The organism is Candidatus Methylacidithermus pantelleriae (assembly GCF_905250085.1).
Lineage (GTDB): Bacteria > Verrucomicrobiota > Verrucomicrobiia > Methylacidiphilales > Methylacidiphilaceae > Methylacidithermus > Methylacidithermus pantelleriae.
In genome coordinates, this window is record NZ_CAJNOB010000056.1 from 34,746 (window position 1) to 48,909 (window position 14,164).

11 protein-coding genes are annotated in these 14,164 nt (G+C 55.7%); 5 read left to right on the top strand and 6 right to left on the bottom strand.

Annotation, left to right across the window (positions count from 1 at the left end):
• Nucleotides 1–103: 103 nt before the first annotated feature.
• The 4 genes from clpX to trxB all read right to left on the bottom strand — a co-directional run bounded on the left by clpX (nt 104) and on the right by trxB (nt 4,403).
• Nucleotides 104–1,375: an ATP-dependent Clp protease ATP-binding subunit ClpX gene (gene clpX / locus KK925_RS09420; RefSeq protein WP_174582414.1), complete on the bottom strand. Its 1,272-nt coding sequence runs from the start codon at nt 1,373–1,375 to the stop codon at nt 104–106.
• A gap of 23 nt (nt 1,376–1,398) precedes the next feature.
• The gene (clpP, locus tag KK925_RS09425) at nt 1,399–2,055 is read right to left on the bottom strand and encodes an ATP-dependent Clp endopeptidase proteolytic subunit ClpP (RefSeq protein WP_174582415.1); all 657 of its coding nucleotides are present in this window, start codon (nt 2,053–2,055) and stop codon (nt 1,399–1,401) included.
• Nucleotides 2,052–3,359: a trigger factor gene (gene tig / locus KK925_RS09430; RefSeq protein ID WP_174582416.1), complete on the bottom strand. Its 1,308-nt coding sequence runs from the start codon at nt 3,357–3,359 to the stop codon at nt 2,052–2,054. Before tig ends, clpP begins: the two co-directional genes overlap by 4 nt.
• A gap of 114 nt (nt 3,360–3,473) precedes the next feature.
• Nucleotides 3,474–4,403, bottom strand: a complete 930-nt coding sequence (gene trxB, locus KK925_RS09435; protein WP_174582488.1) for a thioredoxin-disulfide reductase — start codon at nt 4,401–4,403, stop codon at nt 3,474–3,476.
• 162 nt (nt 4,404–4,565) lie between these two features.
• Between trxB and KK925_RS09440 the strand changes: the two genes are divergently transcribed.
• The 5 genes from KK925_RS09440 to KK925_RS09460 all read left to right on the top strand — a co-directional run bounded on the left by KK925_RS09440 (nt 4,566) and on the right by KK925_RS09460 (nt 8,900).
• Nucleotides 4,566–4,763 carry a hypothetical protein gene (locus tag KK925_RS09440; RefSeq protein ID WP_214096466.1) on the top strand — a complete coding sequence of 66 codons (198 nt, stop codon included), beginning with the start codon at nt 4,566–4,568 and terminating at the stop codon, nt 4,761–4,763.
• Nucleotides 4,753–6,048: a hypothetical protein gene (locus tag KK925_RS09445; RefSeq protein ID WP_174582417.1), complete on the top strand. Its 1,296-nt coding sequence runs from the start codon at nt 4,753–4,755 to the stop codon at nt 6,046–6,048. Before KK925_RS09440 ends, KK925_RS09445 begins: the two co-directional genes overlap by 11 nt.
• A gap of 336 nt (nt 6,049–6,384) precedes the next feature.
• Entirely contained in the window at nt 6,385–7,683 is a 1,299-nt protein-coding gene (locus tag KK925_RS09450; protein WP_174582418.1) for a succinate--CoA ligase subunit beta, read from the top strand.
• Nucleotides 7,684–7,723: 40 nt separating this feature from the next.
• A complete protein-coding gene (gene sucD / locus KK925_RS09455) occupies nt 7,724–8,602 on the top strand; it encodes a succinate--CoA ligase subunit alpha (RefSeq protein WP_174582419.1) in 879 nt (292 codons plus the stop codon).
• Nucleotides 8,603–8,723: 121 nt separating this feature from the next.
• A complete protein-coding gene (locus KK925_RS09460) occupies nt 8,724–8,900 on the top strand; it encodes a hypothetical protein (RefSeq protein ID WP_174582420.1) in 177 nt (58 codons plus the stop codon).
• 1,829 nt (nt 8,901–10,729) lie between these two features.
• On the opposite strand, the gene KK925_RS09465 is transcribed toward KK925_RS09460, so the two are convergent.
• Nucleotides 10,730–11,110 carry a hypothetical protein gene (locus KK925_RS09465; protein ID WP_174582421.1) on the bottom strand — a complete coding sequence of 127 codons (381 nt, stop codon included), beginning with the start codon at nt 11,108–11,110 and terminating at the stop codon, nt 10,730–10,732.
• A 731-nt stretch (nt 11,111–11,841) separates the two neighbouring features.
• On the bottom strand, nt 11,842–13,878 hold the full coding sequence (gene aroA, locus KK925_RS09470) for a 3-phosphoshikimate 1-carboxyvinyltransferase (protein WP_174582422.1): 2,037 nt from the start codon (nt 13,876–13,878) through the stop codon (nt 11,842–11,844).
• Between the last annotated feature and the right edge of the window lie 286 nt (nt 13,879–14,164).

A 14,164-nucleotide genomic window follows, 5' to 3' on the forward strand; every position in this document is an offset into this window, starting at 1 on the left:
ACGAGCCTGAGGAAAAGCGCCACTCCATTCAAAAAGTCCCCGCCTGTGAACCTTCCTGCGGCGCCCTTTTTGTTTCTTTCAACGAGGATGATCCCTCGCTCGCTTACGCGACGTTGCGTTGCGATTCCCGTCGTTTCAGTGTCGGGGCTCGCTTCCCCTCAACGACCGCTCGAGTAATGGTCACCTCTTCAATATCGTTTCGTGACGGTAGCTCGTACATCAGGTCTAACATGAAGCGTTCCGTGAGAGAGCGAAGCGCCCGTGCTCCCGTCCCTCTCCGGTACGCCTCTTGTGCCAGAGCTCGAACTGCATCCTTCGTGAAGGTAAGCGTGACATTTTCCATGGCAAAAAGTTCCACGTACTGCTTAAGGAGGGCATTTTTGGGTTCCGTTAACACGCGCACCAGATCCTCCTCCGTGAGAGGCTCCAGGGTAGCCACCACCGGAAGTCTCCCCACAAACTCTGGGATCATTCCATAGGCCACGAGATCTTCCGGTTCCACCTCCCCTCGCAGCGCTGTGCACTCGTCTTCCCGGTGGGGACCAAAACCTAACACTCTTTTACCCCGTCTTCGTTCGACAATCCGCTCAAGCCCTACAAAAGCCCCCCCGCAAATAAAAAGGATTTTTTGGGTGTTGACCTGAATGTACTCCTGCTGAGGGTGTTTCCGTCCCCCCTGGGGCGGCACGTTACAGACACTTCCTTCTAGCATTTTTAACAGCGCCTGCTGGACCCCTTCCCCGGAAACATCCCGCGTAATGGAGGGATTGTCTCCCTTTCGCGCAATCTTGTCGATTTCATCAATGTAAACAATCCCGATCTCAGCCTTGGCCACGTTGAAATTGGCCACCTGCAAAAGCCGCAAAAGAATGTTTTCGACGTCCTCACCCACATAGCCTGCCTCGGTCAGAGAAGTAGCATCAGCGATGCAAAAGGGAACGTTGAGAACCCGGGCCAGTGTCTTAGCCAATAAGGTTTTCCCCGACCCGGTGGGGCCCACCAGAAGGATATTGCTTTTTTCCAGCTCTACAGGATCCCCGGAGCCTTTCTTTCCCTCGCTGGCGCTGACTCGGCGCGAATCGGCCAGCACCCTCTTGTAGTGATTGTGCACGGCGACGGAAAGAACCTTTTTTGCGTAATTCTGGCCGACGACATATTCGTCTAGCACCTTGTGAATCTCGGCTGGCTTGGGTGGTTTTAACTCCAAGGCCAGGCGTTGACCTTCTTCTTCCTGGAGTTCCTTTTCCAAAATCTTCTTGCAGACCTGAACACAGCTGTCGCAGATGTACACCCCCGGACCCGAAATGAGCTTTCGCACCTCGGCGTAGCTACGCCCGCAAAAGGAACACATCGTAATCTGAGAAGGACGCGCCATGGAGGCAAAGAAGGATCTGCGGGTTAGGAGCTCCGGCTGTTGGTTTCCACAAGAACCGGCTCTTTCCAGGAAGGCTCCAAGTCCACCTTGGTACGAACAACCTCGTCAATGAGCCCGTAGTTTTTGGCCTCCTGCGCCGACATAAAGAAATCCCGGTCCGTATCCTTCTCGATTCGCTCGATCGGCTGGCCGGTATGATACGCAAGAATCTCATTGAGCCGCCTTTTCGTTCGCAGGATTTCCTGGGCCTGAATACTGATGTCGGAAGCTTGGCCTTGGACACCCCCCAAAGGTTGATGGATCATGATTCGCGCATTCGGCAGTGCATATCGCTTCCCTTTGGTTCCCGCTGCCAAAAGAACGGCCGCCATGCTGGCAGCTTGGCCAATACAGTAGGTAGCCACGTCGCAGGTCAAAAATTGCATCGTATCGTAGATCGCCATTCCAGCCGTAACCAGCCCTCCGGGAGAGTGGATATAAACGCTAATATCCTTTTTAGGATCCTCCATCTGAAGAAAAAGAAGCGAGGCAATCACGATATTACCCACAGCCTCATCAATCGGCGTTCCGATAAAGACGATCCGGTCTTTGAGCAGCCGGGAAAAGATGTCGTAACCGCGTTCCCCCCTTCCCGTCTGCTCCACAACCATGGGGATAACCATCCCAAGGGGACCTTTCATGAGTTTTCGATTCTTGCCTCCATCCAAACCCTATCGAGGACTTTGTGGAAAAGCAAACGCTTTCGAAGCTCTTCTGCCGCCCCGGTATTGAGGATTTTTTTGGCCAGTTCCCTTGCTTCCACTCCGTAGGCTTGGGCTAGTCGTCGGATTTCCTCATCGAGCTCAGCGGGCTCCACCTCGATCCCTTCCGCTTCGGCGATCCGCTGAAAAAGAAACTCCATCTTTACCGTATCCCGAGCATTCCGCAGCGCATGGGAAAAGATTTCCCGCTTCTTTTCTTCAAGAACCTCGATCGGCACACCTCTTTCTTGGTTTTCCAAAAGAATTTCTGAGATTCTTTCTCGCGTCCGGGCTTCTACGAGAGATTCGGGAAGCTCACATTCCACCATCTGGAGCAGGTGGGAAAGGAGATAACGTTTTTGTAGTGCTTCGGCTTGCGCCTCCTTTTCCTTCTGAAGTTTCCCGCGAATATGATCCCGCAACTCCGAAAGACTTACCCCCGCCAGTTCCTGTGCCAGCTCTTCAGTCCAGGCAGGGAGCATTGGCTCTTTAAGCGCTAAAAGCTCAACCGAATATTCCACCTCTTTGCCCCGCAAGGCCACAACCCGCCAATCCTCCGGAAATCGAACCGGAATCACGCGTTTCTCGCCGATTTTCATTCCCTCGATTCCTTCCGGAAAACCAGGTGCGAAAACATCGGGCTGGAGCCAAATCCACAGTCGCCCAACCGTATAATCGCGCGGAAGAGTAAGCACCTGGCCCACCGGAACCCCTCCGATTCGTCCCTCAAGGGAAACCAGCGCAAAGTCTCCTCGACGTGCGGGCCGATCCGAAACCTCAATTAGGGTGGCTTTTTTTTGGAGTAGCTTTTCCAAGGCCTTGTCCACCTCTTCTTCCTTTACCTCCACGGACACATAAGGCATGGAAAGACCCTTCCAAGCGGGAAGCGGAAACTGGGGAACACAATCCACAATCGCGGAAAAACTTAAGCTCCCACCCGGGGAAAACTCAATCTCCTCCGCCTGGACGGCCCGCACCACCGGGATGCGGCGGCTTTGAATTACCTCTTGGTAGGCCTTGGGAATCAACCGGTTTTGCAATTCCTGGGTGATCTCCTTGCCGAAGCGTTTTTCCACAATTTCTTGAGGAGCTTTCCCCTGGCGAAAGCCTGGCAGGCGAACGGTGGTGGCAAACTCCTTGGCTATTCTTTTCCATTCCTTCTGAACTTGATCCGGCGGGATCTCAATTCGAAGTCTTTTCCGGCAACTGGAGACCTCTTCAATGGCAACGGTCAGTCCCTGCATGGTGCATTGTGCTGCCTTTAGGGGCAGTTCCGTGTTCGAAGCTCTTTCCTACACAATATCTTTCTTTGCCGGCAGCAGGCAAACGTTCCACTGACTTTCCACGAGAAATTCGGGTCAGCTTCCCGAACCGGAAAGGTAGCGCTCTGCGTCCATGGCTGCCATGCATCCCATCCCCGCCGCTGTAATGGCTTGCCGGTAAATCCGATCGACACAATCCCCGGCAGCAAAAACTCCCGGAACACTGGTGCGGGTCCCCTGGAAAACCCGGATGTATCCGTCCGGATCTAGCTCAAGCTTTCCCTCGAAAAGCCGCGTATTGGGGACGTGTCCAATAGCCACAAAGACTCCGGCGCAGTCCAGTTTTGAGGTTTGTCCTGTTTGCGTGTTCTTCAGTTCCACTGCGCACACCTGGTTTTTCTCTCCCAGCACCGCTTCCACGACCGTATTCCAGATTGGCTGGATCTTGGGATGACCCAGCGCGCGATCCGCCATGATCTTGGAGGCTCGGAGCCGGTCCCGCCGATGGATGAGGTAGACTTGGCTAGCAAAGCGTGTGAGGTAGAGAGCCTCCTCGCATGCTGAGTCACCTCCACCCACTACGACAAGAGGCTGGTTACGGAACATTGGGAGTGCTCCATCGCAGGTGGCGCAATACGTAACCCCTTTTCCTTCCCACTCTTTTTCCCCGGGGACTCCCAACCGGCGAGGCTGGGCTCCCACGGCAATGATAAGAGCCCGAGTGTGCCAAATCTGACCGTTTACCCTAACCGAAAAGGGTGGTGGGTCCAGATGGACTTCCGTAACCTCTGATAAATACTGGATCTTGGCGCCAAAGCGTTCGGCCTGTTTCTGCATGGCCAGCATGAGGTCAGGACCCAGAATGCCCTCTGGAAAACCCGGAAAATTTTCCACAAGCGTAGTGGTCGCCAGTAAGCCACCCGGTTGGATCCCGGTGACCACCAGAGGTGCGAGATTGGCACGTGCGCAGTAGATGGCCGCTGTCCACCCAGCGCATCCGGACCCGATAATGATGACATTTTCCATAAAAAATCGATTGTCTTTCTTTAGCGCAGGGATTGAGAGAGAAGCAAGAGGAACAAAGCCCGCCCCCTCGGGTGAGAGCGCAAAAAGCCTTGTGTTGGAGCGTTCCGTACGGCTTGGGGCTTGGACAAGGGGAACATTCCCCGGTGGGGTATAGAAAAACGTTTGTTTTGGGGTTTGCTTCCGGAAAAAGAGGAACCGGATGGCAGCGAGGAAAGGCAAGAGGAAGCCCTTGGCCTCGACACGAGGATCGACAAGGGAAAGGTTCATCTCAAAAAACTTCCAGAGGGCTTGTTTCCTGAGGTAGACTCAACCCTGACCGTGATTGTTTTTGACCGTTCGCCTTTTCGGAATGGAAACTAACCCCTTGAGCGATATCGATTCCCGGGAGCGCTTAGCCGAAGCAGGGGTTTTTGTCCTTCGGCAATTGCACAAGGCTCGTTCCTTCTTTCAACGAGACTGGAGGGCAAGTCCTTCTCTCTTCCCGTTATCTTTGGAAGAAGTCCGGTTTTTGGAAAAACTTGGCCGATATCTCTACCGCTTCACCCGTGCCTGCGATCTGCTGTACCACTGGAGCCTTCGCGGGAAAGCTCCGGCATGGGTTAGCGAGCTATTGGATCGCGGTAAACCTCCGGAGCTCATCGAGCTTGGCCGGGATCCCCGACTGCGAGGTGAGCTTCCCTTGGTCATCCGGCCGGATCTTGTGTTGACCCCCGATGGATTTGCGCTTTGCGAACTGGATAGCGTCCCAGGCGGGATTGGACTGACTGCGTGGCTTCAGGAAGTGTATGCGGGGTTGGGAGAGCAACCCATTGGGGGAGCCAAAGGGATTCGGGAAGCATTTGATGCGATTTTTCCTACTGGCGAGGTGGTGATCGCAGAGGAGGCCCGGGGCTATTGGCCAGAGTTTGAGTATTTGGTGGGAGCTAGCCGGGTTGTTCCCGCCGAGGGCTATCGGTGTGGAAACGATCCCATCTACCGGTTCTTCGAGTGTTTCGACTGGATGAATCTTTCTTCCCTTCGCCAAACCTACCGTCCTGGATCCCCCTGGATGACTCCCCCGTTGAAGGCGTATTTAGAGGAAAAGATGTGGCTTGCGCTTTTCTGGATGCGACCCCTGCGTTCCTTTTGGCTTCGAGAGCTTAGTGAAAAAGGGTTTCGGTTCCTTCAATCGGTGATTCCTTACTCCTGGGTAGTGGATCCCACCCCGCTCCCTCCTCACGCGGTGATCCCCGAGCTAGGCATTCAGGACTGGAGGGAACTGGGGAGGTTCAGCCAGAAGGAACGCGAAGTTGTGCTCAAGATTTCCGGCTTTTCCCCACTAGCTTGGGGTGCGCGGGGCGTTTTTGTCGGGTCTGATCTTCCCCAGATCGAGTGGGCAAAGAAAGTCGAGGAGGCCATCCAGAGCTTTGCCACGCATCCCTTTATCCTGCAGCGGTTTGTCAAGGGTCGGGTGGTTCGCCACTACTGGATTCGAGAGGATGGAGTGGTCCTTCCGATGGAGGGACGAGCCCGGGTCAGTCCCTTTTATTTTATTATCGGGGAAGAGGTGCGATTGGCGGGGGTCCTTGTAACTGTCTGCCCGCTGGATAAAAAGCTCCTCCACGGGATGCGAGACGCGCTTTTGGTCCCGGCAAAACAGGCATAACTCTTTTCGTGACAAGGGAGTAACCCGTAGAACTTGTCGCAAGACGGGAATAAGCTGGCGTTTTGGGGAGGGACCGAGGGAATGTAAAACTCCGGGCGAGAAGCAGGTCCACGAAAAAAGGACGCAGCCATAAAATCTCCCTAAAAGGTTCTTTTTGTTCCCTCGAGCCTTCCGGCGATGCGGCCCGGCTTCTTTGCAGGATGCCAGAGGGTTTTTTCTTCCGGCGCTGGGATTTGCCAAAGCGATTGCGCTCCAAAAAACGATCCTAAGCTCTCCCAAATCCTCTCGTGAATGGAGAGCTTAGGCCATCAAGCGCTTGGTAGCCCAAGAGGATGGATGGTAAAGGGAAAAAAAAGAGGCTTCGGCGGGTCTCCTGTCCGAGCCCTCTTGAAAAAAGGGGATTCATGGGCGACCCTCTTTCGGTTATCGGTGATTGAGGAGGGGTTAGTCACGGTGCTTCTTAACGAGTGGGAAGGAAGAAGATTACTCGAGGCGGCAGGGATTTCTCTTCCGAGGGCAGCGATCGCGACTTCTGCCGAGGAAGCCGAAGAAATCGCTCTCCGGTTAGGAATTGACCGGCTGGTGATCAAGCCTGTCATTCGAGCTGGAGGAAGAGGAGTTGGAAGATGGATAGGGCAAGAGGAGGAAAGAGGAGGAATTGCCTTTGCTCACAACCCGAGAGAGGTCCGAAGCGTGGCCGAAAAAATGCTGGGTCGGAGGCTTGCCACTCCCCAAACACCCCCTGAGGGGGAACTAGTACGGCAAGTCCTCCTTGTGGAGAAGCTCGATCTGCAACGAGAGGTGTATTTTGCCGTGCTTGTAGACGGCCGAAAAGGGGCGCCCCTTATTGTGGCGAGTCCTCAGGGAGGAAGCTATGTGGAGGAGCAAAAGCAAAAGCGTTGGATCGAGTGGGTGCATCCGGAGCGAGGGTGGAAAGCCTTTTCCGCTCGCAGGGTTGCCAAGTATTTGGGGTGGGACGGGGAGAATCTCCCGGTTGCTACCGAGTTTCTGCTACGCCTCTACGAGACGTTTTGTAGGTATGACTGCCTTCTTTTGGAAATGAATCCCCTCGGGGCCAACGCAGGGAAGGGGGAGCCGGTCATCGTCGACTGCCGGCTTTTCATTGATGATAATGCGTGGGAGGACCATCCCGAGTTGCGAAGATTGGCACAGGAGGAAGAGGAGGTCCTGGGCCCGTGGAAATGCTTGGAGCTAGGTCTAAGCTACGTGCGGTTGGGCGGGAACATCGGTTGTCTTGTCAACGGCGCAGGTTTGGCGATGGCAACCATCGATTTAATCCAGCGATGGGGAGGGAAACCGGCCAATTTTTGTGATGTCGGCGGAGGAGCTGATTTGGAACGCGTCAAAACGGGCCTGCGGCTTCTCTCTCGACAACCTGAGGTTTCGGTCATTTTAGTCAATATCTTTGGGGGTATTCTTCATTGTGATCTTCTCGCACAAGCCCTGGTGGAAGTCGTCGAGGAATCTCCCCTAACTGTTCCCGTGATCGTCCGTTTGGAGGGGACCCGGGCAAGAGAAGCTTGGGAGGTTCTTCAAAAGTTTTCCGAGCTTTTTGAAGTAGCGGGGGATTTCGAGCAAGCCGTGCGAAAGGCCGTGACGCGGGCAAGGCGCTAGGAGAGGGCGGGAGAAGCCTGGGGAGGGGGCTTTCTCGGCAATGGCGATCTTAGTAAATGCAGAAACAAGGGTTGTGGTCCAGGGGATTACGGGCCGAGCAGGGTCGTTCCATACGCGCGCATGCTTGGAATATGGGACCAAGATCGTGGCTGGCGTAACTCCGGGGAAAGGAGGCAGGAGGTTTGATGGGAAGATCCCTATTTTCGATACGGTGGAGGAAGCAAAGGAAAGTACCGGATGCAATGCAAGTCTCATCTTTGTCCCTGCTCAAGCGGCTCCTGATGCCATTTTGGAAGCGGGAGCAGCTGGTTTGGATCTGGTGGTTTGTATTACAGAAGGAATTCGCGTGCATGACATGATGCGGGTGAGGTGGCAGTTGCAGCAAAGCCACACGCTTCTCTTAGGTCCCAATACCCCGGGGATTATTTCGCCTGGGCAATGCAAAATCGGGATTATGCCGGGCTATATCCACCGGCCCGGGCCGGTGGGAGTAGTCTCTCGAAGCGGCACCCTTACCTATGAGGCGGTGTGGCAGGCAACGCTGGAAGGACTGGGGCAGTCTACGTGCTTGGGTGTGGGTGGGGACCCGATCCATGGAATGAGTTTGGGAGAAGCTTTGTTCAAATTTATGGAAGACCCTCAAACGGAGGCCATTCTTCTTTTAGGGGAAATTGGAGGAGGGCAAGAGGAAGAGGTGGCTAAGCTTCTCTCTGAAGGGAGAATAACCAAACCTGTGGCAGCTTTTATCGCAGGGAGTGCGGCTCCCAGCGGCCGCCGGATGGGACATGCTGGAGCCATTGTTTTTGGCGAATCCGAGCGGGCCCGGACCAAAATGGAACGGCTCGAGGCTGCCGGCGCGTGGGTAATCGAAGATCCCTCGAAAATCGGGAAGACCCTTCGCAGACTCCTGCGAGGCTGACAGTGGCAAGAAGGTTTCGGTCTACGGTGTTACGGGAAGACGCAAAGCCGATGCGCGCTCAATTGAGGGAGAAAGAAGCCGGCCAACGTTGTGTCATTGTCGATGTAGCCGGAAATTGTGGATGAACTTCCCAGCCGCAGTGTCCCAAAGCGGGACCGTTCGGGGCAGATTGGAGCTGGGCACTTGGGTGGGCGCGTTCCGCCAGGATCTCGGTCTATTCCCTTGTGATCTCCAGCAGGCCGGTCTCATTACCTGGCTGGAAAAAAACATTGCCTGCTTGGCCATCGAAAAAGCGTAGTCCTAGCTCGCTCAAGGTAACGCTCTTCCGTAGATCCTGTGCCGTTTTCCGAATCCGCCCGGCGTCCTGAAAGAGCTTCTTTCTGCACGAATCGCTTGTCCCTGCTTCTCCTCTCCTCGGTCACGAAAACCGCAGCCCTGATAGAGAGTTCGTCCACGGCGTTCTCGCCCTTCGGCCGATGCTCGAGCGAGATCGGCTGGATCGGAGCGATGAGTCTCAAACTATGCGCGAGGCAAGCCTTGGTTGCACTTCGGTCGCACATGTTCCAGCCTAGTCTTGGATCGTTGGGAACTGACCGGCTCACGCGGGAAAAGAATAGTGAGTGAATGAGCAGGCATCCACCTCGGGGAAAAAATCCTGGCCGAAGCGCTACTTCTTTTGCCATAACGGCGGTTCCAGCGTCCTGATGGGACTCGCCCAGCGGTTAGTGTGGGCCGCGAAAAGGGTGAATCGTCCCGTGGGGAGGAAGGTATTTCCACCCGGCAACGATTGGTCCAGGCGGAAACACCTGGAGGAGCTATCCGAGGTAACACGGGAGCTCGAAGGGCTCTCTCGAAAAGGCCTGGAAAGCGGGCGAATCGGCAAGCAGGCCCTACCGCAAGGGGGACGCTCTAACCAAACCTTGGAAACCGCGGGATAACGGCGCTGGGGCCTTCTCGCACAAAAAGCGAAAGCCGAAGTCTCTCTGGGAAGGACGAGCAAATACCGAGAACTAGGCAAGAGCATGCGTGCCAAGGAGGGTGCACGAGGAAAAAACGGGGGCCCATCCGGCCAATCGTTCGAGAGAATGCCGAACGGGCTAGCCACTGCCCCGTGAGAAAAGAAAGTGGGACCAGATCGGAGTCGGATGGGTCCACGGTACTGTGGGACTCGGAGAAAGGCCCTAGGGATGGGAAGGGGCAGGAGCAGGAGACTTCCAGAGGGAAACGTCGGAAGAATCGAGGCGACCGAGATGGGACGAATGGCTCCACGAGAATCTCCCAACAGTGTTCGGAAGTTCCCCATCGCGTTGCAGGCGAAAAGGAAGGCAAATTTCACCTATGGGCCGGGGCGATATGGCGGGTGTGCATCCCCAAAACCTGGCGGGAACCGGAGGCGGCAAGGGAGACGCACCCTACGAGATGGGATGGTCCAGATGGCGACGGTTCTGGTACCTTCGCCCGATCTTTGAGGTGCATTCCCTATGCGCCTTGGATGAAGAGCCTAGCTTCGCCAGATACCTGTGGAGCCAGGCTTGCGCTTTTGAAAAGCCTGGCTGGAAATGTCCGTCGCGGTAGAGGACCGGCAGGGAAGGAAGCGGCGGGCGATTCAGGCCAAGGACGACCGGAGGCATGGGACACCGCAAGGAGCTCCCGTCTCTTGCTCTTTTGGCCAACCTCTCTATCTAAGCGGTTTATTCTGGCGTGGCAAAGAGAAGGGTGGATGGCCAAGTGGGCCGCCCACGTTGTACCGTAGGCCCTCGACGATGTGAGCCTTTGCCGGGGCTTCATGCCGAGGAAGCCGCCAACCAAAATAAAGACCATCATGGAGCGAATCGGGCTTACTCTAAAGGGAGGAAACGACCCGGGTAGGCGCCCGAGTACCAGAGGAAAGCTTTTGAGTTTGTCGGTTACGCCTTGGGTCTTTGTTACAAGCCCACTACGGGTCAAAGCTAGCCGGGAAGAAAACCCTCAAAGCAACGGGTCAAGCGGCTATTGCAGAGTGTGAGCCAATGGCTCCGGGGGCTTTGCGGGGATAGGCAAACTCCTTCTGTCTTGGATGGTTTGAGCGCAAGCCTACCGGGCAGTGGATCGTCACGTCGGGTACCGGCTCCGCTAGTGGCTCGGGCCTCAAGCCAGAAAGTCCAAGGGCAAGGAACGACTGAGTTTCCGGACGGTAATCCAGCGAGAAAAGGGTCCGAAGGCCCGAATGCGGGAAATCCACGCGTTCCGGTGCATGGAGCGGGCCCGCAAACGGTCGAGAGTGAGGGTAGGAGAGGCACTGCCACACCGAAAGGGGGTAGCCCCAATATGCATTTCCTCGATCGCACCAGAGGATTCCTCAAGTCTAGGTAGAATTGCTGGAGCGCCCCAGCCACGAGCCGGCTCGGCGGGGTAGAGCTCGCTAGCTGCATAGGGGGGGCGCCACTGGCGGGGTAAGTTCAGCTTGCCGTCACCTACGCGGGGAGGCGGCTGGAAGGAAAAGGGCAAGTTCCGTGAGGCCTCCCTCATGCCTATTGCCCTTTTCCGGCTGGTGAAGCGTGGCCAGAGCCGTGCACGGGAATCGATTCGTAGGAGGATGGAACTCAGCCCTGCTAAACAGTGCCAAGCGTCCGTGAGACTTCGCCTGGGTCAGTAGCCCATAAGTATATTCCCGGCTTGTGGTGCGTGGATATACCGCCGTGCCCTTCCGATCCCTTTGCTGCCATCAGGTGCTTTCCAAGGGAGAGTCTGCGTAATGTTTGCCGGTATCCTTGGCTGGGTCGGTGTGGAATATGGTCTTGCGCTTCCTTCGCTCCCCACTCCGATTCCATAGCTCTGCCAGCCTTGGGCTGGCTTATATTGATCTCACACCGTTCCGGAGCGGGACCGTTATCGATTTCACCTCATTTGGTGGGGGGTTGCCGGCTGGGTTCCTGCTTCTCGGGCAGGCTGTGTACCGCACGCCTTGCGCCTTTGTGCCGCAGAGCCCTTCTGCACAGCCGTCACCTGCCGAGGGGGCCTTCGGCTCGGGTGGCTCTTAGGACGACCAGCCCATCCGGCCGCTAGTTGAGTGACGTTACGGCCAATCGTTGGCAAAAAACCCGGATCGGTCCTGCAAAAACCAAGGCGTGTGAGAATGAGTTGCTATGGGCCGATCATTGAGAGCTTTGGTATTTTGTCGGGAAAGGAGGATGAAAAAGAGCATGGGAGAGGGCCTTCTTTCGTGTAACTCGCACGCTTCGCTAGGCAAGATTCGAGGATTACTGAAGGTTCATCCCTTTGCGCTTGAGGTGACGCAAGATAGTTTCGACGAGCTCGTTTACTGTGGTCCGGGTCGTATCTAGGATAACGGCATCGTGAGCAGGTTTCAGCGGTGCAAGTTTGCGCTCCCGGTCCTTCTGGTCACGTTCTAAAAGCAGATCCGTTTCACCCTGTTGTCGGCGTCGTTCTTGACGAACCAAAGGATCTGCGTCGAGGAAGAATTTGTAGGGCGTTTTCGGAAAAACCACCGTTCCAATGTCTCGCCCTTCCATGACCAAGGGGGCCTGGCGCGCAAGTTTTCGCTGGAGAGGCAAAAGGTACCGTCGAACGGCGGGGATGCTGGCTACCAAAGATACGTTGGCATTGACTTCAGGATCGCGCAGGTAGGGCGAAGGGTCTTCGTCTCCTACGCGAATCTTAAGCTGGTGATTTTCAATCCAGCAATCCATGGGGATTTTTCCAACGGCTCGCGCCACACGAAAACGATTGCTTATATCCACACCCATTTGGAGCAGTTTCCATGTCATGGCTCGGTAGAGAACCCCCGTACTGCAGTAGGCGAAATCAAGTCTCCGTGCTAGCTCTTGGGCGACTGTCGTTTTTCCCGATGCTGCTGTGCCGTCAATCGCCACTACGGGAAAACGCGCCTCAGCCGGGTCTTCTAGCGATTCTTTGGCCCATCGTGCCCACCGGTGACCGATTTGCCGAAAGGCTCGTTCTCCCCATCCAGGGATCTCCGATTGGGTCAAGCTCTCGAAGTCTTTCTCAAAGCCGGGATAGGAAGTAGCGATGCAGGCGGTATCCTCGATCACACTGACCCCATCGGCAGCCAGTGCCAAAATAGCAAAAGCCATTGCGATTCGATGGTCCCCGAAGCTCTGAACCGAGGCAGCGCGTAACGGATGACCTCCTTCGATAATAAGCCCGTCAGGGAGCTCCTCCACAGGCACCCCAAAGGCGCGCAGGTTATAGGCGAGGGCAGCCAAACGGTCGGACTCCTTGACGCGAAGCTCCGAAGCGTCGCGAATAATGGTTTCCCCTTGAGCCAGCGCACCGGCTACCGCTAGAATCGGCAGTTCATCGATCACCTGAGCAATCTCTTCGCCTCGGATCCGCGTTCCCCGGAGACGTTCTCCTCGGATTTCAAGGGTACCGTAGGGCTCGGTCTCACAGCTTTCAATCGTCTCTTTGACGGTGGCTCCCATGCGTAAAAGGATTTTCAGGAGACCCGTGCGAGAAGGATTCAGTCCCACCCCTTGCACAAAAAGCTCGCTTCCCGGGAAAGCTGCGGCCGCCACAATCCAGAAGGCGGCAGAGGAAAAATCCCCCGGGATAAAAAGGTCGTGGCCATGCAAGCGTACGCCTCCGTGAACTACAAGCTGACCATTGTCGAAAATGGGCCACAGGCCGAAATGACGAAGCAACCGCTCGGTGTGGTCTCGCGTGGGAATGGGCTCCTGGAGCCGGGTGACTCCGGAAGCAAAAAGCCCTGCCAGGAGAAGGCACGATTTGACCTGAGCGCTTGGCAGGGGTAACCGGTAATCAATTCCATGAAGCTGAGATCCGTGAATCTCAAGCGGAGGAAGTTCTCCCGGTCCTTTGGCGTCGATCCGAGCCCCCATCTGGCGCAGCGGGACCAAAATTCGCGCCATGGGTCGCCGGGACAGGGAGGCGTCTCCGATAAGACAGGAAGAAAAAGGCTGGCCTGCAAGGATTCCGGCTATCAGCCGCATGAGCGTTCCGGAATTTCCACAATCGATGGGCTCGGCAGGAGCCAGGAGTTTGCGATCTCGACCTTTGACCCGGACGGTCGTTGCATTAAGAAACTCGATTTCAGCACCCAGTGCCTGACAGGCGCGGATGGTTGCCAGGCAATCTTCCCCAGTTAAAACTCCGGAGAGGCGGCTTTCCCCTTCTGCGAGAGTCGCCAGAAGAAGAGCCCGGTGGGTGATACTTTTGTCTCCTGGGACGGTGACCGTGCCGCGGATTCGCCGGCTAGGAAAAATGCGGAGAGAACGGGAAGAGGTGTCTGGCACTGGGTGATCCTCCTTTGCCTAATGGATAGATCTTAATCTCAAAGGAAGGAGTGAAGCAATGAGAGGCACAAAAAAACGGTTGTTGAGCAAGGGTGAATCCCAAAGTTCTGGGGGGCTGCTGATAGGGCGTCTGCCATTTGGACACGCTTCCGTTTGCGCCCTTCGAAGGGCAGGACAAAAGCTTTAAAGGTAAAAAAAAAGACCTTTCGCTTTCCATTTCTACCCCAAAAATCTTGCCCCACCGGTTTGCCCATTGCTCAGAGAGAAAGAAAGAGCCAAGACGTTT